Origin of the sequence: Paenibacillus sp. B1-35 (assembly GCF_050474385.1) — a bacterium.
Taxonomy (GTDB): domain Bacteria; phylum Bacillota; class Bacilli; order Paenibacillales; family Paenibacillaceae; genus Paenibacillus_B; species Paenibacillus_B alvei.
Genome location: NZ_JBCHVJ010000002.1, coordinates 779,349 through 799,858 on the forward strand (window position 1 = coordinate 779,349; position 20,510 = coordinate 799,858).

A 20,510-nucleotide genomic window follows, 5' to 3' on the forward strand; every position below is an offset into this window, starting at 1 on the left:
CGATACAGTCTCGGTGGGTGACCAAGTAAGCATATCCCTAACTAGGCAATTGACCAATCCTATCTAGCTCAAGCGATGGCGAAAGTGATCAAAAAATAAGAAACTAACATGACACTACAGCAAAATAAATTACTAAGACGCGACTGCTGATTTTCCACATTTGGAACCTATTGAAAATAAACTCATTCTGTTTTTTTCGCAACCTTATATGCTTTGGAAACGTACGAAGAAACATAACATGTTGGGGAGTGACAGATGTATGAGTGGAAAAGGATGCATCAAATGCGGAAGCAGAGACGCAAGGACGAAAGAAGTAGCAATGACCGGCACAGGGCTATCCAAAATGTTCGATATCCAGCACAATCAATTTATAGTCGTGTACTGTGCAAATTGCGGGTATTCCGAATTTTACAATAAAAAATCTTCGGCTGGTTCGAATGTTCTTGATTTCTTTTTCGGTTGATAAGGTTAGGCAACAAAAATTTAATAACACATCTTGTTGAGCAGGCTACCGCAGCCTGCTCATTTTAGTGAGCTTAAGTAAAGTTTAGTTATAATTGTTTACTACCTTCTAAATCATTTGTGTGATGCTATAATTGTAAAATATAAGCAAATAGTAGGGAGTAGGTAACTAATGAAAAATTGTGATGAAGAAACTCGCGAGAAACGAAAGCTCTTACAAGAGGGGATATTGTATGCTAAATAAATTAAGTGATTCCATTTATTATTTATCTAATCAAAACGAGAAAGAAAGACCGACATTAGGGTTGGTTTGTGGAGAAAAATATAGTCTTGTTATCGATGCAGGAAATTCTGTTCAGCATGCTAGGGATTTTTTAAATGAAATCGAGAATGTAAACGTACCTCCAGTTAAGTACTTGGTAATCACACATGCACACTGGGATCATTTTTTGGGGATGAATGAGTTTCATGCAACGATCATTGTGAATAGCCTTACCAATCAATTATTGAATACGTGGCGAGGCTATTCTTTTGACGATCACTCTCTTCAAGAATATGTAGATGCTAAAAAGATGAACTCGCAGTGTGTGGAGATTATCAAGAATGAAGTGCCAAATCGGGATGTGTTCAAATTAAAATCTTCGGATATTGTTTTTGATGGGTCTCTCGTTCTTGACCTAGGTAATAAGAGTTGTGTTATTGAGAGAATCAGAAGCACACATACAGATGATTCTACCATTGTTTATGTTCCCGATGAAAAAGCAATTTTCCTTGGAGATAGTATTTATGGTACAACCAAAAATTCTTTATTTCACTATAAAAAGTCTCATTTAGAGCCAATGATAGAAGATATTCAGAAATTCGACGCGAGTCATTTCATAGTTGGTCATGAATCGATTTGCGATATCGAAGAAATGGATTTGTTCTGGAAAGAGCTAAGATCGGCCAGTAAAGCCACAAATTCAACTTCATTAGAGGAATCATTAGAGACTTTTGAAAATGAAAATAAAAGGAAGCCTATTGGAGATGAACTATTCTTCATTAAAGCGTTTGTAAATGATCAGATATTACATTCAGAAGAGCGTTAATTTGAAGTGATTTTATGATGCCGCAGAGACCCTATAACTAAGTATTCACGCTGGGGGCTTTCGCCCCTTGGTTGCCAGATGTATAATAATGGATGAAGGTTAGACAACAGACGAGCCAGCCTAAGATGAGAGCTATCTAAGGCTGGTTCGTGTCGTGAAATACGGGAACGAGAAATGAAATGACCGAAGTATGTGAATGAGGTGATTCGGTGGAGGAAGATCGAAAGTTTCTCCTTGCGGCTTTTGAGGAGGCTGAAAAATCTTTGAAAGAAGGAACTTACCCAATTGGAGCTGTAGTAGTAAATTCAATAGGTGAGATTGTTAGTAAGGGAAGAAACAGGGTCTTTACTGAATGTGATACAATTGCACATGCCGAAGTTGATGCGATACGAAATGCATCAGAATTAATGCTGGATATGGAGAACAAGAAATATAAGAAAAGAGAGTTGACGTTATATACAACGTGTGAGCCGTGTCCCATGTGTTGTGGTGCCATATTGCTATCTTTCTCAATAAAGAGAGTTGTTTGGGCAGCGAATGATATATCTATGGGAGCGATGAGGAAATTAAAGCAAGAACCATTATTTATCGATAGATTTTCAGATATATCTATTGAAGCCAAACCGATAAAAGAATTGCACTGATAAAAGAATTAGAAGATCGTCAGAGAAAGATGATGGCTGAGTTTTTCTCGAATCGAGGGAAGATAAGGACTGAATGGCATGATGCTTGATTTTAATGGAGCAGGTCACTTCATATAACAACGCATTCATGTGTCGGGCCTTTTAGCCCCCGATCCCGGAAATATGGATGAGGAGGTAATTGCTGAGACACATCTGGGAGACTAAGAGTAGTCGCTATAAGGTTCTCGACGTCGTGAATACGGGAACGTTATCTGGAAGGTATGTGAATTACATTAAAACCATGTTCAAACTGTAACTTCAAAACAATTATAAGAACACTTGTACGCGGATGTGGAAAAAGGTAAAATATAACTACAATTGAATCTTGGGTGGGCATGGTTTCCCTTCGAAAGGAGGTGAAGCCATGGAAGTAAAAGACGCAATAACGATCATGCTCCTCTTTGGAACATTCATTCTTGCTCTTTTAACATACATTAATCATAACAACAAGAGAAAGTAAAAACCCACCCCAAGGTTGGACGCCAAAGGTGGGTTTCCATTCATGAATGACTAAGAAGGGATTACCCATCCAAGCCAATTGTATGGACCAAGTGTTAGCGCACTTGGTCTTTATTACATATATAGTACCATATCAGAAAAGATGTATCAAAGGATTGAAAAAATGTTGAAACAAAAAGACGTAGTCATTCAGAATCGAAAGAATCTCGAAGATGTGACCCCATCAGCTAAAACGAATTATGCTGTGGGTTTTACCCTTGGTTCGCGAGAAACGGTGAGCAGAGAAGCGGTGAGCAGAGAAGAGGTAAAGTCCATCGAACCCGTTTGTAAGCGCTAAGCATCTTAGGTTCGTAGATACAATAACATTAAGTGACATTTCCAAATTCATTATTACTGATAGTGAATTTGCCTGTGAAAAAAGTTGGTAGCTATGAGTTTGAAAATGGGGGGAAACATGTTAAAAAACACATTCGGATACTACAGTCGGGATTGCCGGAATAAGGTGGTGCGTCGTCGTAAATGCAAAGACGTTAGGCGAAATTAGATATAATTATTTGAAGGGTGTGGAATCAATGGCGAAAAGGAATCAATCAAAGCAAAAGATGAAAAGGGGATTCAGCAAGATTACAGTGCAATATTTAAATAGTATTAAAGATAGATACATGAACATATCGAAAAAAAAATACTTCAAGATTACAATGAATGCATTCACTATATTCTTCGCGATTATAGGATTTTTAAGCTCAATTGCAACTTTGGATAGTTACATCAATGATGACCGTAAAGCTGAAAGTCTCTTCTTAAAAGCAAAAGATTATTATAATGATAAAGATTATGATAAGGCTAGCAAAGCTGCACAGAAAGCCTTTAATATTAATCCTAATATTGAGAATTTAAAATATTATTATACCTTATCATTACTAAAGAGTAACGATCCCAACCGCTTCGAAGCAGCAAAGGACGTTTATATGGGAAATGTATTAAACTCTAATGCTAGTGAGTTAGCAATACTGGGATACATTTATCATAATGATGGAGAATATCATAAAGTTTTGGAAACGTTTGATAAAATAGATGATCCTTTGCACGTGAATAAAGAGATATATCCAATATATGTAAAATCATGGGTTGATTCAACTTATAAAACTTTATCATACGAAGAAGCAAAAAATAGAGTTAATAAATATATGATTCAAATAAATCGGAAATATAACTCTGAAAAAACATCTATGAGTGATGGCATGAAATTCTTGTATGTTGAGAAAAAAGGAGTAGAGATTCATTTTAAAGACATATTTGATTTTGATTTAGAGCCCATAAATTACTCGAATTTGATACTCAATAATATTGCTTTTAATTACGCTATGGAAAATCAAGATTCAGTAAACCTTGATAACATAATTGCGAATGGGGCACAAGGGTTTGATGTATTTAATTATCAAGAAATCGATTTAAATAAAGATTTCTTATTTCAATTCAATAGCTACATAACGTCGTATAGTGGATTTACTGAAACACACTTAAGTAACATCAAATTTACATTTGATAAAACCATAGATGCACTTAAAAGAGCTCAAAATTCAATAGAATATCAATATAAGGATGAATTACAATTACTTTATTTGTTGAATAATATTTTTGTATCCAACAATAACCTTGATTGGGAAAAATACGATATTCAATTGCTGGAGGATAAAAAAATAAATATATTATTACCTAAGAAGATTGAGGACTATCGATTAGAAGGTGAGATTTTTGAAGGTATAGCAGTGAATTACAAAGGAATAAGCAATACTGGGGTTTTTAAAGACTGGTATATATACGAGATAGGAATCGAAAAAGGAAAGTATAGAAGTAGTGACAACTTTACATTTAGAGATGTGGATAATAATATGGTTCCTTTATTTTTCGTGAGAGAGTTCTAATGAGTTTTACTTCGCCTAACATACTATTCCCGCGGCGTCACTAACGTTCCTTGATCTACCTTGCGGCAGTTAATCTCTGGCGAGGGTCGGGAATAGTCTGAACGTTATGCACAATTGCCAAAGCCCGAATAAATTGTAAGGAGGAAATATCTTGACTACCACGTTCACGAAAGTAGTTGGCATCGGTTTTATTGTTTTATCAGTATTAAGGCTAACACCATTAATTAATGCAACTGGGAAGTGGTTGTTATATGTATCAATTGCAGCGTTCTTTTTAATATTATTGGACGTAATTGAATACATTTTAGAAGGAATTAAAGAAAAGAGAGGTTTTAAGATAAATAATTTAAAAGTTCTACGCTCAATTTTTCTAGGGTGTACAGTAATCGCAATAATAGTTTTTCCCAATTTAAAAATTGATATTCCTGTTAAGACTATTAATGCATGGAGTGACGCAATTTCATTAATTAGCTTAGGACTTGCAATAACGTTAATCGGTTTTAAAACAGAGAGGACTCGAAAGTCGTTATCTAATAATACTATGTTTACAAGAAATGAAGTAAGCGAATTTTTTAAATCAACTGAAGGACAGAATCTTATTGATGATCGTATAAGGAGACTAGTGCAACAAGATGTACACATATTTTGAGAATTGAATGTTGGCAACAGCAGATAACACTATATTCATGCTTCGGGCATACGCCCACGATCCAAACAATGAGGAAGGAGCGTGGGCGGATCCAACCGGATACATTTAACCCTAAGATAAGAGCTATCTAAGGAAAATCGACGACAGGAACACAGGAAAGTTAAGCGAAATTACTGAAGATAATGAACAATTTATAAGAAAAATTCGATAATAGTAACAACTCCTGCAAGTAATGTAATAATTGTTGAGATAAGTAGAAGCCACTTAGGCGATTCAGTTTTTGATTTATTGTTGGTATCGTTATTTTTCATATTGTGGGGGATTAACGCACTTTCATCACTATTACTATCCTTGTCTTGAACTAATTGATGATAATTGTGAGGTGTATCTTTATTTTTTAATCCATTTTTGAAATCAAGTAAAACATGTTCAGCAAAGGCTTTCTCATGAGTTTCTACTTCAAGTAATGTAAATTCATTTATAAAATGACTAAATGTTAGTTTGTTTATCATTGATTCATTTCTAGTAGTATAGAATGTGTAGATAATTGATGTAATTCTATCTTTCAATAATATTTCCTTGTCTAGATCATCGAAAGAATTGAAATCAAATATTATATTCTTATCATTATTGATAATTACTTGTTGTATTATCTGATTGTAATCATCGATTTGATACAAAGTCATGAAATTTGTTGCCAATGTATAAAATCTTTTTATGGTTTCCTTGTTGATCTTTTTATAAGGAAGTTTTATTGACATCGCTATAGGCATGTTATTATCCTCGAAGATGTTTTTTTGTAATTATACCATTGTTGGTTTTGTGTGTAATCTGTAACAAGGAATTAGATAGTTGGAGGTTCAAGGAAGTCAGCAAATTCGCTTAACCCGTATTATGCTAAGGCTACGCCCTTAGTTTGCTAGATGAGGGAAGCAGAGAAGTAGAGCCAGCTCACAACTCGTCCGTCGAACCCGGTCGCGTTTGCTCCCTGAAGCCTCTCGGGTTCGTAGAAGCAAGAAGGTTATACGAGATTGATTAATGTGAATGTATGAAAAAATAATAGAGTTCAAGTTTACTTGAACTCTATTAAGATCATTTCTTTTTTGATTTAGATTGTGCTAACGCGGAGCCAGCGACTGACTTGGAATTTGCACTATACCTACCATCCGTTAGAATCTTTGAAGCTGTTGACGCAACTTTTGGGGATGTTACTTTATTTGAACTTCTTTTTGACATGCAAGTGCCTCCTTTCTATTTTTATGACTATATATTGTGTTAAATTCGTGATGTTCTTGTTTTGTTCGTACTATATATTGATTATATTGCAAGTGGTATTTATAGTCAAATATAATTTTGGGAAAGTGGGAATTGTTGAATTATTAAATAATTGTCGAGGGGGGCGAAGAAGAATCAATGTCATATTACCGTATTTACGTTACAGGCTCTGCCCTTGATTTGCCAGAAGAGGGAAGCAGAGAAGTGGAATCAGCTCACAACCCTGTGAGGCTAAGTCTGTTGGATCCGGCGCGTGCGCGTATTAAGCCTCTGAAGTATACATAAAATCAGATATTGATATTATTGGGCTGAATCTCCATATGTAGAAAACATGAATCTGAGACTTATGCAGCCCAGCGAAGTAAGAAAAGTAATCATAGAGGGAATACAATTAGGATGGAATTACAAAGAACCTGGAAAGCCAATTGTATTTGATTTGAAGAAAGAAAAGATATATAGAAGATAATTTAAGTGGGGGTATTTCCAGTAAGTTGAGGGTATTAGATAACACCGTATCTTCGCGGCGAACCTTTCGTCCCATGGTTCACAAGAAGAGGTGAGCTTTTGAAGTGGAATCAGCTCGGCTAAGTCCGTTGGACACGGCACGATGCGCTTCTCATGTTCGTAGATACAAAATGACGTTATCTGAAAGATTACCCCTAACGATTTGAAAGTAATTCAGTTGCAACATCCTGTTACTTAATAGATATAGTAAATTTAGTGACCAGATTACTTAACCAACAAGGAAAAAAAGTATTAGAAGAGAACGGAGAGGAAAAATTTGAATGAATAAAGAACAAAGAATTAGCAAGGAGGTATTTAAAAATTGGATGTAAATAGTAGTTTGAAGGATATAGAAGCTTCAATAGATGAATATAATATTGATCTATATGACTCGAATTATTTAAATATTTCGATTAAATTAGCTTATTTTGAACTTGATGAATATAATCAATTGATCCTTGAGTTAAATCAGGAAAGATATGCCTGTGAAACTTATGAGGAAAAAGAACTTCTTGTTAAGAAATATAAAAAAGTTTATTTATCCTTGAGAAAGATGCATAACCGCATTCTAAGAAACTTATGTAATGGAACAGTAAATATACTGTATCCGGATACCCTCGCAGATAATGAAGAATATCTTTATGGGGCGCTAAATCGTTTCAGAAAGTTTGACCCGAATAAATCCTTGGAAGAGAATTTAACTATTTATATGAAAGAGAAACTGAAGCAGAATATTCGAGAGTCAAATCAGGAGTTATTCACATTAAAGCATTATCCAGCAAAGTACATCAATACTTTTAGTACTTATATTGGTTCAAAAGTCTTGAAATACAGAGACGATATAATTATCTACAAAGATGTCTTCATTACTGCAACGGAATCGCATAGTTTTTCTGTGTTTTACAATGAAATAACAACGGATAATAACAAGAATTCCTTATTGAACATTCTAGCTTATTTAAATGGTCACCCCTCTTTTTACTTTACCGAAAATTACGACTTTAATAGGAAACTTACCGAACTATACGATCAATTTGACTTATTAGATACGCTAAGATTAAGAAAAAAAGACTTTTTTGATAGCAAATATAAGGAACCAATTTATCTAGAATTTCCAATACTTAAGCAAAAGAATGGCTATAATATGGTGTGTTTTGAAGATTCGCAACATGAATTTATTTTTGAGTTATACCATGCTTCATTGAAGCAATTCGAGTCACTTCCAAGATGTGTATTTCTTTATCGAGTGTTTGAATATGGAGTAACTAATCATTATCAACCACTAATACGTCCTATAAATAATAGGCCTGAAGATGCTCTTAACTACTATGTTAACGAAATCATGACTCATAGATATATTCCATTATATTATGTCGATTATGGTACATATGTAAATGAAAAAAAAGAGATATTCAGAAAACGGACAGCAAAATACGTCAATTTCACGACCAAATTAAAGGAGGAAGCAAAAAAGATTAAAAAAGAGTGGAGCAATCACTCTTATCTAAAAAATAAAAGTATTGGAAGTATCATTTATGTTACAGGAAGAAATGCATCTGCTCATGGTGGTAGTGGTAGGGGGAATGCAAGATATGATTATTCAAGTAATTATAAACATATTAATGATGTGAACATATTCCTTGAATTGATTGCCCGATATATTATTGAGAAGTTGAATCCGCAACTTGAGCATATGGTTGAAAAAAGAACTAAATACTATGTTGAGTACAATAACAACGTCTTTAGTGAACAAATAAAAAATTGAACAAAACTAATGAGAAGCTTAAGAGAAAGACTTCTCATCCACGAAGGCGACATATGGGGATGTTACATAAATAAATGAGAAGTTTTCTGGAGTCTTTTACACTATAGGGTAACTGATACAGAGTAGATGGAAGGGTGAGTGTTTTGAAAATTATTACAAGTGAAAATTACTATCTACCTGATGAAACGATAGAATCATTTGGATTCCTTGAAAGGAAAACAGGTGAACAACGTCCTATAACAGAAGAGGATATGATAAATCTTGCTTCAAATCTAACGTTGAATGAATATGTACCAAACGAGATTAATGAAATGTTTGAAGCGTCAAAGGCACTTTACATGTATGGATACCTATATTGGACGTTCTTAACATTGGCTCAAGAGCAATCATTTAAAGCTTTTGAAGCAACTATTGCTAAAACACATGAAATAGTTTTCGGTAATAATTACAGTCCAAATGGGAAGAAAAGACTTCAACTTTCCGATATGATTAATTGTCTTGTAAAATTTGGGATTATACCTGAGGAAAAGGAAAGAAAATATTGGGCAATTAGAAATTTTAGAAATCAATCATTTCACCCCTCAATGCAATCACAATGGGGAAATTAGTTTCATATGAAATAATTGAACAAATAAAAGAAGAAATTAATTTGTTGTTCATAGCTGTCGTGGAGAAGAAATGAAGCAATAAGTTTGAAATGGAGATAAGTAAAAGTAGTTTTATTGCCTTATATAAAACTCACTATGAAAGTAGTGGGTTCCTAATTATAGAAATATGTTATAATGAAATATTTTTATTATTTTTAATAATGGGTGATGTTATGGCGTTTCCTATCGGAGGAAGAGGAGACAAATTAGGAAATAACTACGAGGATAGATGGTTAGTCAGAAAATATTTAGATTTGCTGAATAATAAAATTCAATCCATTACTGTAGAAGCAATTGGTCTGGACGAGGAGGGGGTTGAGTTTTGGACGCGACACTTTGACGGTACTCGTGAAGCTTATCAATGTAAGGCAAGAAATGCAATGAATGAAACATGGACTGTTTCAAATCTAAAATCCAAGGGGGTCTTATCTAAACTTCAAGATCAATTGGACAGAAGTGAAACACATAGATTCATCTTTGTTTCTCCTGTAGCGTCCATTTCATTAAAGGATTTGTGTGATGCTGCTCGTAATTCCCCAGACAATGTGGCACTATTTTATGAGCATTTATTAGATGGAAAAGAAAAAAAGGGGTTATATCAGAGCTTTTGTAGAGCTTTGAATTTAGATTATAACAAGCCCAATGAAAGTGCTATGGCCTTTGAATATTTAAAACGAAGTTATTTTGAAAATTTTCCAGATGAGCGTTCTGATTTGTATAATCTAGTGAATTTTACGTTATCAGGAGATCCGGAAACAATAGTTTCTATGCTTGCGGCATATGCGATTAATAACGATCGTTTAGGTATAGAAATTTATGCTGACGAGTTGTATGCATACTTACAAGATCGAGACATATACCCACGAAATTTGGCTTATGACAACAGAATTGTTCCTGTATTAGATATATTAAAAAATCAGTTTCATGATTCTATCGAACCAGTACTAATACGCGGCGGCCTTCTGGCAAGAGAAGAAACACAGGAATGTATTGAGAAACTGGAACAAAGCGGACTTTTAATTATTTATGGTGATGCAGGTAGTGGAAAAAGTGGAGTTTTGTTTGAACTAACACAAATATACCAACAAAACAATATTCAATATCTTCCCCTTAGAGTCGATAGACAAATTCCAAAACATACTCCTAAATTATTTGGAGAAAGTTTAGGATTACCTGATTCACCAGTTGTTACTTTGCACGCGATTGCTGGAGATCGCCCTGCTTTAATTATCATTGACCAACTCGATGCAATTAGATGGACGAGTTTGCATTCTTCGGATTCGTTCGAGGTTTGTAAAGAACTAATAAATCAGATTTTGCTTTTAAAGCGCCAGAATCGGGATATACGAGTGATTCTTTCTTGTAGATCTTTTGACATGACTAACGATCGCCGTTTGAATAATTGGCTGTCCAATATTAAAAATGACACTCAACATGAATGGTCTTCTGTTGAAGTGAAAAGGCTTTCAGAGGATTTTGTAGAAAATGTTGTCGGAGATGAATTCGCAAAATTTAATGTGTCGCAAAAGCATCTTTTAACCAACATCCAAAACCTTTTTATGTGGTGCGAATTAAAAGATAATGGTTTGATTACTAACTTTACTTCTTCAATTGATCTATTGAGTGAATTTATGCGAATTAAAAAACAACATATTGAAGATGAAGGGGTTAGTAATGTTGAAATTGAGTCTGTATTAAAGGTCTTGACTGAGCATATGGAGAGTCGGAGTGAAAACTCATTTCCTGGTTATTTAGTTTCTGGTCTATCCCCGAGAGTGGTAGCGGCTTTGAACTCAAGTGGAATCTTAACTGAGGTTGACCGCAAATTAAGTTTTGGTCATCAAATATACCTTGATTTTTTAATAGCACAGAGAGTCATCTTTGAGATCAACGATGGTCATAGTGTAATAGAATGGTTAGATTCATTTGACAAACAAACGTTGTTCCGTCGTGAGCAACTAAGGCATGTTTTAATTATGTTGTCCCAAGATAATATCGACAGGTTTATTTCAATATCGGATTTGTTATTAAATAGCTCGAAGGTTAGATTTCATTTCAAACATTTAGTTCTTGAAATATTCTCATCTTTATCAAATTCAAGTCATAGCGTCTATTCATTTCTAACTAATTTACTCTACGATGAGTTTTGGAACCCACACGTAATACATTCTGTTATTAGTGGGAACTCAATGTACATTAAGGGGTTAATAGAGAATGGTTACATTCAGAAAGAGCTTAATTCTTCAAATGTGAATGATATTGAAGGAGCAATTTGGTTGCTTCAATCGGTAAACCAAAGCATTCAGGATGAGATAGTACAATTGTTGGAGTCGTTCATAGATAAAGGAACAGAATGGTATCCGCGTATTCTAAATGCTATTGGCTGGGATATTGAAAATGATACAGCGACAATGTTTGAATTTAGGTTGAGATTAATGGATAGAGGGTATTATCCACATTTTATTTATTGGAAAAAATTTATTTCAAATCCTTTGAGAGCTTTAAAGGTTACTGAAATAATACTTAATGACAATGTAGTTCGGCAGACTCAGCGGACTAGAGCGCATAGAATTGAGAGACACGATTTAAAATATATTTCAAAAGCAGTTAAATTATATCCGGTAGAGGCTTGGGAAAAATATATACCACTGATATTGAGATCCTCAGAAAACCTGGAAGAATATGAACTTGGAAGGTTGAATAGACATATCAGTGAACTCTCGCCTTTAGCGGTGTTAGTTGAACTAACGATTATTGCAGCAAATGAAATAGCATCATCACACCCCTTCACGTTTACTGAAAAAGTGAGGGTTTTGTCTAATATTGACTTTCCCATTATCGAGTACATTATTGCTAGGGGCATGGCGCATCTACCCAATGATTATGCCGATATTGGCATTCAGTGGTTATTAGATGACCCAGCACGATTAAGGGTAGGGAATAGCCTTGGTGAGCCCAATTACTTATGGTCAAGATTTATTATTGAAAAATTGACTCCACATTGCAGCGATAGTATTTTTTCTGGTTTAGAACATTTGGTAACTCACTATCATGAACGAAATGAATTGGATAAAGCAAGAAAAGTGCTGTCGTATCGTAGGAAAAGTGAAGGAAGTATCTACTATCCTTATTGGGGGGTTCCCCAATATTTATTAATCTCTAAATTGTCAACGAACCGTATGTCTATAAAAACAAGAGAATTATTATCGGTTTTAAAACGTAGGTTCAGCGGCAGAACTGACAAAGATATGATGGGTATATCTGGTTTTTCGGGAGGGTGGATTGGGTCTACCTTAGAAAAAAATTTAGAACGAATAAGCGATAGATCGTGGTTAGGTATTGTTTCCAATGAAAAAGTGCTATATGAAAATCATTTTTCTAGGAGGAATTCAGATAAAGATGATAATCTTGAATCATCTATTTGGCAGTTTTCTAAAAGCTTAGAGAAGGCAGCAAGAGAAAACCCAGCTCGATTTGTAAGTCTAGCTCTTCAATTCCCTAAAAATGTCCATTCGCAATATGTTTCAGTAATTCTAGCTGCAGCACAATTAACCAAAGATAGTTATGGAAAGCAAGGGGAAGGTAGCGAATTATGGAGAGCAGCTCCTATTGAAGATGTGATAGCATTTATTGAAAGGTACCAGAGTTTTGAAGATAACAATGCGGCAATCTCATTATGTAGGTTAATTAAAGAAAGAAATGAAGAAGATTGGTCCGAAACGATATTGATTAAGTTAGCTAAGTTTTCCATGTCTCATCAAGATCCATTACCTAATGAACTGAATGTACATGATTCTAAATGGGATGGGGATCTCCAAAACGCAAAGATTGAAGATATATTTACAAGCGGTCTTAATTGTGTTAGAGGAGCAGCTGCTCAAGCAATTGCTAATGTATTATGGAATAATGGAAGGCTATTAGAGTTTTTTGAAAAAGCAATAGAGTCTTTAGTAACTGATCAACATATTGTTGTTAGAATGGCTTCTGTGTATACACTGTTACCTGTACTAAATTTAGACAAAGATCTAGCAGTTCAATGGTTTCTTAAGGCTGTCGAGGGGGATTTGAGAGTAGTTGTGTCAAGATACGGTACTCGGTTTATCTCTTATGCAATAAGGACACATTTTTCTTCGATAGCACCTGTTATTAGATCCATGGTTGAATCGGATAATGCTGAAGTTGCCACTCTAGGTGCTGAATTCATAACTGGTTTTTGGGTGTTCTACGATTTTTTTGAAGAGGAACTTCAAAAATGTTTGACCGGAACCATTGATCAGAAAAAAGGAATCGCTAAATTTGCAACAGAGCATCTAGGACAATCAGATATGTTAGAGAAATGCAATGTTTTACTATCTCGATTAATTAAAAGTGACGGTGAACAGCTTTCTGAAGAACTCTCAGGAATATTTAGATTCGATATTATGAACCATACAGAAAATATCAATTTAATACAACAGTATCTTAAATCGGATGCATTTACTGATTCATCGTTGATAGTATACAGACTTAAAGAGTATGAAGGTAATTTATTCGATTTTTCCGAGGTTATTTTTAATTTGTTTGATGCATTTGTGCATCATAAAAATAAGGGAAAAGATTTCTCGTATCGTTTTAATCATGATATTGAAGAGGCTATTGAGTTACTTATCATCCTATACGAGCAATCCAAGGATCGTGATCCCCATGTCTTTAATAAGTGTCTCGACACTTGGGATCTGCTTCTAGAAGAAAGAATTGGTCGGGCAATAGTGTTACAACAACAGCTCAATAGGTGAGGGTGACACTAAATTGCTGTAAAAATGTATGTTTGATTAAAATGAGTTAGGGAAGCCATGGGTAATTTCAACAATATAAAAATTTATTATGACGAACTTGATACAGTGCTAAGAAGTCAATTAAAAGAGCGCCCTGAACTGGTAATATCCCCTCATGGTAGACAACGTAAAAAAGACATCTGTTAAGATGGACTTAAATCGTTATCAACCGGAGGGGATTTTTTCATGGGAGAACGGGGCCGTACGAATAACAATTATCCTGAATAGTTAAAAATGCAAGCAGTTAAACTGGTAACCGAGTGGAATATGTCGTACCGAGAGGTGGCCAAACAACTTGGGATTCGAAATAAGACACAGGTAGAAGTATGGTTGAAGCGGTATCAGGAAGGCCAACCATTTGAGCAAAAAGCCTTTCGTAAAGGACGTCCGAAGATCAAGTTCGCAAGCGTAGAAGAAGAAATGGCGTATTTAAGGGCGGAGATCGAGTACTTAAAAAAGCGGTATCCAAATCTACACGGGGAGTGACGAGTAAATCGAGTCGGTGTGAAATTGTTGAGGAGATGAGGTTGAAGTATCCATTAGGATGGCTCCTAAAACTGGCGGAAGTCTCACGCGCAGGCTATTACAAATGGCGTAAAAAGGTAGCCTATCCTAATCCCCATGTTTTGCAAGAGAAGTTGATAGAAGACCATATTATGGCGATACACCGAATACACCCGTACTTTGGCTATTTGCGTATGACAGTAGCTTTGAAACGCGAAGGGCTGCACGTTAACCACAAACGTGTTTACCGGCTCATGAAGAAGCTTGGTATCCGCTCCGTGATCCGGAAGAAGCGGCGCTATTTCGGCAAGCAGGCGTCTGTTGTTCATCCCAATCGGCTGGATCGCAAGTTCCATGCAGAATCGCCGCTGCGCAAGCTAGTCACTGATATTACATACATTCGTGTGGGAGAGCGTTTTGTATATCTCTCCGTAATCCAGGATCTATACAACAACGAGGTTGTGGCTTGGCATCTGTCTGAACGAAACGATCTCTCACTTGTTACGAAGACAGTGGACATCCTCAGCGAGAAAACAAATCTTACCGGTGCTCTTCTGCATTCTGACCAAGGGTTCCAGTACACCTCAAAGCCGTTTAACCGTAAACTCACAAAGCTTGGGATCGTTGGTAGCCATTCTCGACGTGGAAACTGCTTTGACAATGCCTGCATCGAATCGTTTTTTTCACATCTGAAAACCGAAAAAATATATCTAACCAATCTACGATCGATCTCTGACTTGGAACAAGTTATCCATGAATACGTTTCGTTCTACAACCATGAACGCTTTCAGAAGAAACTAAACGACCGTTCCCCGGTGGAATACCGAGAAACGGTCGCAGCATAATAGTGTCTTTTTATTCTTGTCTACTTGACAGGGTTATGACCAAACACGGCGCTCTTTTAATTGACCTCAGTACTTAGCGTAGAAGTTGAGAGACTAGAGGATGTCAGCCATTAATTTCTCTAAAAATCAGCCTCTTCCTTTTATGGTGAAAGCGGATGATGCGATGTTGGAAATGACTAACGGAACAAGTGGTCAGTCCCTCACCTATCAAATTTTTATCTTAATTATTATTCAGCCCCTTTTCTGGGACTACTCTTGTTTAGTCGGTTATACTACAATTGATCTCTTATTCTGTCGCGGAATGTTTACACATTAATTTATATATGGTAGTTTGTATGTAAATATATGTAATATTATTAAGTGTAAACGTGGTTTTGAAAGAAGGTGATGGTTTGAGTAAAGAAGATAGGCTAATCGGTGAGTTAATCTATGATCATAGGAAGAGTCTTAGATACACTTTGCCGCATTTATCATCGTTATCAGGTATTCCAAAAGGAACGATATCGAAAATCGAAAGAGGGGAGACGAAGCACCCTGAATTGAATACTATTCTCGCCTTAAGTTCTTCGCTATCCATTCCATATTCGGATGTGGTTGGTCATTACATCGTAACGGAGAGGCGTAAGAAGGTGCTGCAACGTCTGCTACTGGAAGCTATTCAGAGGGGCGAAAGCACAGTTATTGAAAAGATAGCAGCTAGGTTCCTGCAATCTGACAGTGAAGACAGCTACGATTTAATTGAAGAGCTGTACAAAATGACAGAAGCTGTGACTGATAATACGATCAGACTCACATTATTTGCTCTAATCGCAAAGTATGCCAGAGAGCACGGAGTACAACCTTACGTTGCCAAAGCTTTTTTTCAAACGTACTTGATTGAACGTAATGATTTTAGCAGGCTGGAGCAGACATTTCATACAGGAATATACCTGATTAATTACATCGATTTTTTTCCAGAAGAGGAGAAAGCGCTTATTCATTTCAAATTAGGTTTTCATGCTTACGCGCTACAAATGCATGAAAAGAGCATTGAATTACTCTCTGCTGTTGTGGAAGAGTATAAGAGTGATCCACTTACCAGAGCTCGTGCCCTGCTTCTGACTAGCAATTCCTATTACTATTTGGGTAATTACTTTTTGGCAGAGCATTACATGCACGAATGTAACAAGTATTCGTTTAAAGAAATACAAGAAAACATTAAGCTTAATGAAGCTTGCATCCTTGGCAAGAAAGGACATATTGAGCAGGCCATATCACAACTCCTTATCTGTTTACAGCAATCCTCATCTGATCAAATCATCCATATCATTAACGAGCTTTTCGAATTATACCTTCATAATAAAGATCTAGTTTCAATTAACATGTTACTAAAGAAGTATGAATCTCAAATAATAAACACTGAATATAAGACGCCTTTTAAAAAATCTGAATTGGCTCTGTATTTTAAGTTAAAGGCAGGATATTACATACAGCTTAAAAAATATGAAGAAGCTATTGACTGCTTCATGCTGAGTATTTTGCATTATATAGGTGTAGATTCTCGTGTCAGGGCGAATGATTGTTTCAATTTAATATTATTTATATTACCCAAATGGGCACAACAACAAGTTGATGAGTCGACATAGTAAGAGGAAGGGAAGTAATTTTTATTACTTATCCTACCTCTTATTTTTGTTTGTGGCGGAATATGTCGAAAAGGTTTTGTTAGAGGAAAAAAATAATGAATATAGGAAACCTGGTTTAAATTTACATTGAGAAGGGGGGATCCAGTCTCAATGCTAACTCAGGAAGAAGAATTAATTCAATTAAAAGTTAAAGAGTTGCGCGAACGCTTGGAAAGAAGAGTAGAAGGAATGAAAAGCCTAAGCGATAGACGTGTAGTGGAAATTAGTCAGGAACTCGATTGGTACATATTGCAGCTTCAAAAAAAGAATTATTCGGATACGAAGAATAAAGGTAACCAAAAGGCGATAGAAGGAGCTAGTCTTATTCTTCTCTCTCAAGCAAGATAACCTGATTAAAGAGGTTGTCTCAAGGATGCTACATGTTAGTCATGCTAGCACTCTTGTTTCAATAATTTAGAGTCGATTCCAGACGAGCATAGCAGGCAACACCGGAAATCGACTCCGAAGCGCTCCTTCCTTTGCCGTGCAAAGAAAACAGCTAGAAATTATTATAACACCAACAAAATCTTTGTAATATTGGATCGGGTAGCCGCTAAACAGAGGAGGTATGCCTATTTTATTTGGTTGTAGAGATTGACACTAAATGGATTGCTTTAGTAAGTACTTTTGTCCATACCGCATCAAATCTCATCAAAAAATTGATTTAGTTCTAAAGTCAGATCCATGAGATATCGAATCATTATATGATTAAGGAGGAAAAAAATGAAAAAGCAAATCATCACTTCAGTATTGAGTGTAAGCTTGTTATTGTCAGTCTTTGCTCCAGCCGCATTCGCATCAGAGGCCTCGATTGCAAAAAATCTTCAGCAACAGTCACAGGAAAGTCGAATTCTTGAGATTGGCAAGGATGCTTTTTCTCGAAGTGTCTTGGAAGCAGCTCCGGTGATGGATAAATACATCATCATTGGTGAAGAAAGCATCTCTCTTGATCCTGTGGCAAAAAGCATCGTCTCCCCAGAAGTTTACAACCAATACGTTATAGGTGTAGAAAGAATGAATGAAGCGTTACGGGATGGGTATCTTTCAATTCAAAATGGGCAGATCAAGATTATGCCGCCAAGTGAATTTCAAACAAATGCGTTTAGCAATGTATACTGGTGGGGAGTTGCTGTCACATACAGCGATTCAGAAACAAAGAGCTGGGTATATGCACTTAATCAAGGTGCAGGCTTATCTGGGTTTTTAGCAAGCATGGCGTCATTGATTCCTGGAGGCCAAATCGTGTCGTTCTGGTCGGCGGTTGCAGGTTTCGGCGCTTTATGGTTTGCGAATGAACTGTCCTACAAAAACGATGGAAAAGGAGTAACGTTTAAGTTTCATTGGCTCCCTGCACCATATTTTGTTATAACATCAAATAATTGATCGAACAGAAAGGAGGGGCTATGCACAATATCTTGCTAATTATATTTGCTGTTTTAGTAATAGCCGCTCTCGTAGGTAGCTTGATTTTCAAAAAAAACATTTTCAAATCAGATCAAACTGTAATGGTATTGTTTGTACTTATGGTTATCTTATCATGGAATTATACAATCTCATATGACCATGCAAACATATACTATTCGATTGCTATGACGGTTATCTTGATTTTATTTGCACTAAAAACATTCTTGTGGAGTAAGAAGAAGTGATGTAGTAAGTACATTAGGTATCACACTATCTAGCGTGCCCTAAATCTCAGTAAGCTTAAATAAGCGGATTGAACTCACAGGAACAGAAACTTGTGCTTGTGAGTTCTCCCTCATAATTGGAAGGGAGCACGAGGCTTGGAGATTAAGGATTAAAAGAAATGAATATGTTAGACCCTCTAGTCTGTCAAGGAGTTGAGACTTTGAAGGTTAAACGAAGATCGTTTTTATTTTTTACTATACTCGTTATTATCACTTCGTTCACAATAACAAGCTGTGGAAAAGAGCAAGTCTATAAAGGTAGTGGTAAGTATTGGACTGTTAAAGTTGTGCAAAATTCGGTTCCCGATCACTTTGAGATCGGCTTCGAATATATTGGACAAGAAAGTTTATTAGAATCATTGGAATTCAAGTTTCTAAATAGCGATTTCAATGCTTCTGGATCGACCCAGATCAACAAAAAACCTCCCTACATTTATAGTGTGAAGTATGTAAAAGAACAAGATGCAGGTGAAAAACTTCAATCAGATTCATTAAAGGCAAAGATTAAATGGAATAACTTAGAAGAGGAAGTGACACTTTCGAAAAGATAGTCCAATTTGAGTTCAGTAATTACTTCAAAATTATCAGAGCCTTTTACTGAAAGGGGACGCTAGAGAACTTCTGGATAGCATGGAAGCAAGCAAAAAGCCAGTTCTGTTAAAAGAAAAGCTCCTTCCCTATGAGTTTGAGGTTGAAATAGAAGAGTAATGATTTAATAATTACTCGAAGTGAAGATATGATGAAAAAAGAAGCCAGCTTCAATTAGTTGGCTTCTTTACTTGTAACCATGTTTATTAAAATTGAAGATAGAAAATGAAAAGGAATAAAGAAATCCTATTGTGATAGTAAGTATACTATTGCTTCTTATTATGATTGGCATGGCTGCCTTTTTGCTATTCTTCCATATTGGTATTTTCGAGGTATTAGGGGTTCAATACGAATCGTGGGGATCGATACTTCTGTTTATTGGGTTATCGATTGTTGCTGATGCGGTTGCCAAAGTATTATTTATATTTATGAAGACAAGGTACTTCCTCTCTAGGTCTACATTTTAAGCAGTACCATGACGCTATTTTCCGAATACTCCTCGATTTTATGGCCGTTCATCTGATTGATGAATGGATGACTACCGTTCATTTTTCTATTTTTTCTGAGATCGCTTTTGTTCTTATTATCTATCTGATCGATACTTCGCTATTTCGAAAAAAAGAAAAGGATCGTAGATCATTATAATATCTCCATAACTTTGATACGCTCCAAAACAATTAATCAGATATTGAAGACTTCTTACAGCACAATTACTCCTACTTTATAAACGAATGATTTTGCAATACAGGTATGATCGTTTGCGACAACGGATTAGATACTCTTTTGCCGCTGCTCGACCCTTGGAATGTCCCCCGTTCCACACGACGATAGAACAGCCCAATTCCATTGTGTTCCCAGTAAAGAATCTTGAGTTTATTTGTGTTCACGATTGTAGAAAACGAACAGACTTGGGGAGAAGGGATCGAGCTGAAATCCTCTCTGCATGAGTG

Annotated in this window: 20 protein-coding genes and 1 pseudogene; 19 read left to right on the plus strand and 2 right to left on the minus strand. The window is 35.8% G+C overall.

The window, feature by feature from the left end; translation table 11 throughout:
• The first annotated feature begins 259 nt into the window (after positions 1 to 259).
• The 6 genes from ACQ5BJ_RS11220 (at position 260) to ACQ5BJ_RS11245 (ending at position 5,266) form a co-directional block, all read left to right on the plus strand.
• Positions 260 to 463: a zinc ribbon domain-containing protein gene (locus ACQ5BJ_RS11220; protein WP_430109666.1), complete on the plus strand. Its 204-nt coding sequence runs from the start codon at positions 260 to 262 to the stop codon at positions 461 to 463.
• A 232-nt stretch (positions 464 to 695) separates the two neighbouring features.
• A complete protein-coding gene (locus tag ACQ5BJ_RS11225) occupies positions 696 to 1,550 on the plus strand; it encodes an MBL fold metallo-hydrolase (protein ID WP_430109664.1) in 855 nt (284 codons plus the stop codon).
• Between the two features lie 209 nt (positions 1,551 to 1,759).
• Positions 1,760 to 2,194 (plus strand): nucleoside deaminase, encoded by a 435-nt coding sequence (locus ACQ5BJ_RS11230; protein WP_430109662.1) that lies wholly within the window; start codon positions 1,760 to 1,762, stop codon positions 2,192 to 2,194.
• A 403-nt stretch (positions 2,195 to 2,597) separates the two neighbouring features.
• Positions 2,598 to 2,693, plus strand: a complete 96-nt coding sequence (locus ACQ5BJ_RS11235; protein WP_021255831.1) for a putative holin-like toxin — start codon at positions 2,598 to 2,600, stop codon at positions 2,691 to 2,693.
• 571 nt (positions 2,694 to 3,264) lie between these two features.
• Positions 3,265 to 4,617 (plus strand): tetratricopeptide repeat protein, encoded by a 1,353-nt coding sequence (locus tag ACQ5BJ_RS11240; protein ID WP_430109660.1) that lies wholly within the window; start codon positions 3,265 to 3,267, stop codon positions 4,615 to 4,617.
• A 151-nt stretch (positions 4,618 to 4,768) separates the two neighbouring features.
• Positions 4,769 to 5,266: a hypothetical protein gene (locus ACQ5BJ_RS11245; protein ID WP_430109658.1), complete on the plus strand. Its 498-nt coding sequence runs from the start codon at positions 4,769 to 4,771 to the stop codon at positions 5,264 to 5,266.
• A gap of 191 nt (positions 5,267 to 5,457) precedes the next feature.
• On the opposite strand, the gene ACQ5BJ_RS11250 is transcribed toward ACQ5BJ_RS11245, so the two are convergent.
• On the minus strand, positions 5,458 to 6,039 hold the full coding sequence (locus ACQ5BJ_RS11250) for a hypothetical protein (protein ID WP_430109656.1): 582 nt from the start codon (positions 6,037 to 6,039) through the stop codon (positions 5,458 to 5,460).
• Between the two features lie 640 nt (positions 6,040 to 6,679).
• Here ACQ5BJ_RS11250 and ACQ5BJ_RS11255 point away from each other — a divergent pair.
• The 13 genes and pseudogenes from ACQ5BJ_RS11255 (at position 6,680) to ACQ5BJ_RS11315 (ending at position 20,205) form a co-directional block, all read left to right on the plus strand.
• Complete coding sequence (locus ACQ5BJ_RS11255) at positions 6,680 to 6,826, plus strand: hypothetical protein (RefSeq protein ID WP_430109654.1); 147 nt, start codon at positions 6,680 to 6,682, stop codon at positions 6,824 to 6,826.
• Between the two features lie 541 nt (positions 6,827 to 7,367).
• Positions 7,368 to 8,810 carry a hypothetical protein gene (locus ACQ5BJ_RS11260; protein WP_430109652.1) on the plus strand — a complete coding sequence of 481 codons (1,443 nt, stop codon included), beginning with the start codon at positions 7,368 to 7,370 and terminating at the stop codon, positions 8,808 to 8,810.
• 143 nt (positions 8,811 to 8,953) lie between these two features.
• The gene (locus ACQ5BJ_RS11265; protein ID WP_430109650.1) at positions 8,954 to 9,418 is read left to right on the plus strand and encodes a hypothetical protein; all 465 of its coding nucleotides are present in this window, start codon (positions 8,954 to 8,956) and stop codon (positions 9,416 to 9,418) included.
• Positions 9,419 to 9,507: 89 nt separating this feature from the next.
• On the plus strand, positions 9,508 to 14,232 hold the full coding sequence (locus ACQ5BJ_RS11270; protein WP_430109648.1) for a hypothetical protein: 4,725 nt from the start codon (positions 9,508 to 9,510) through the stop codon (positions 14,230 to 14,232).
• Positions 14,233 to 14,505: 273 nt separating this feature from the next.
• Positions 14,506 to 14,757, plus strand: coding sequence for a helix-turn-helix domain-containing protein (locus ACQ5BJ_RS11275; RefSeq protein ID WP_430109645.1), 252 nt, complete (start codon positions 14,506 to 14,508; stop codon positions 14,755 to 14,757).
• Positions 14,721 to 15,620 (plus strand): annotated as a pseudogene (locus ACQ5BJ_RS11280) (IS3 family transposase); the annotation flags it as partial. The gene ACQ5BJ_RS11275 and the pseudogene ACQ5BJ_RS11280, both read left to right, overlap by 37 nt.
• Before the next feature lie 100 nt (positions 15,621 to 15,720).
• Positions 15,721 to 15,936 (plus strand): hypothetical protein, encoded by a 216-nt coding sequence (locus ACQ5BJ_RS11285; protein ID WP_430109642.1) that lies wholly within the window; start codon positions 15,721 to 15,723, stop codon positions 15,934 to 15,936.
• A gap of 76 nt (positions 15,937 to 16,012) precedes the next feature.
• Entirely contained in the window at positions 16,013 to 17,245 is a 1,233-nt protein-coding gene (locus ACQ5BJ_RS11290) for a helix-turn-helix domain-containing protein (RefSeq protein WP_430109639.1), read from the plus strand.
• Positions 17,246 to 17,395: 150 nt separating this feature from the next.
• Complete coding sequence (locus tag ACQ5BJ_RS11295) at positions 17,396 to 17,632, plus strand: aspartyl-phosphate phosphatase Spo0E family protein (RefSeq protein ID WP_171419053.1); 237 nt, start codon at positions 17,396 to 17,398, stop codon at positions 17,630 to 17,632.
• Positions 17,633 to 18,007: 375 nt separating this feature from the next.
• Positions 18,008 to 18,667, plus strand: coding sequence for a hypothetical protein (locus ACQ5BJ_RS11300; protein WP_430109636.1), 660 nt, complete (start codon positions 18,008 to 18,010; stop codon positions 18,665 to 18,667).
• A gap of 466 nt (positions 18,668 to 19,133) precedes the next feature.
• Positions 19,134 to 19,523 carry a hypothetical protein gene (locus tag ACQ5BJ_RS11305; RefSeq protein ID WP_430109634.1) on the plus strand — a complete coding sequence of 130 codons (390 nt, stop codon included), beginning with the start codon at positions 19,134 to 19,136 and terminating at the stop codon, positions 19,521 to 19,523.
• A 288-nt stretch (positions 19,524 to 19,811) separates the two neighbouring features.
• A complete protein-coding gene (locus ACQ5BJ_RS11310) occupies positions 19,812 to 20,027 on the plus strand; it encodes a YrvL family regulatory protein (protein WP_430109631.1) in 216 nt (71 codons plus the stop codon).
• Positions 20,028 to 20,043: 16 nt separating this feature from the next.
• Positions 20,044 to 20,205, plus strand: coding sequence for a YrvL family regulatory protein (locus ACQ5BJ_RS11315; RefSeq protein ID WP_430110325.1), 162 nt, complete (start codon positions 20,044 to 20,046; stop codon positions 20,203 to 20,205).
• A 71-nt stretch (positions 20,206 to 20,276) separates the two neighbouring features.
• Here the strand turns inward: ACQ5BJ_RS11315 and tnpB are convergent, their stop codons facing one another.
• The gene (gene tnpB / locus ACQ5BJ_RS11320; RefSeq protein WP_430109629.1) at positions 20,277 to 20,447 is read right to left on the minus strand and encodes an IS66 family insertion sequence element accessory protein TnpB; all 171 of its coding nucleotides are present in this window, start codon (positions 20,445 to 20,447) and stop codon (positions 20,277 to 20,279) included.
• Positions 20,448 to 20,510: the final 63 nt, after the last annotated feature.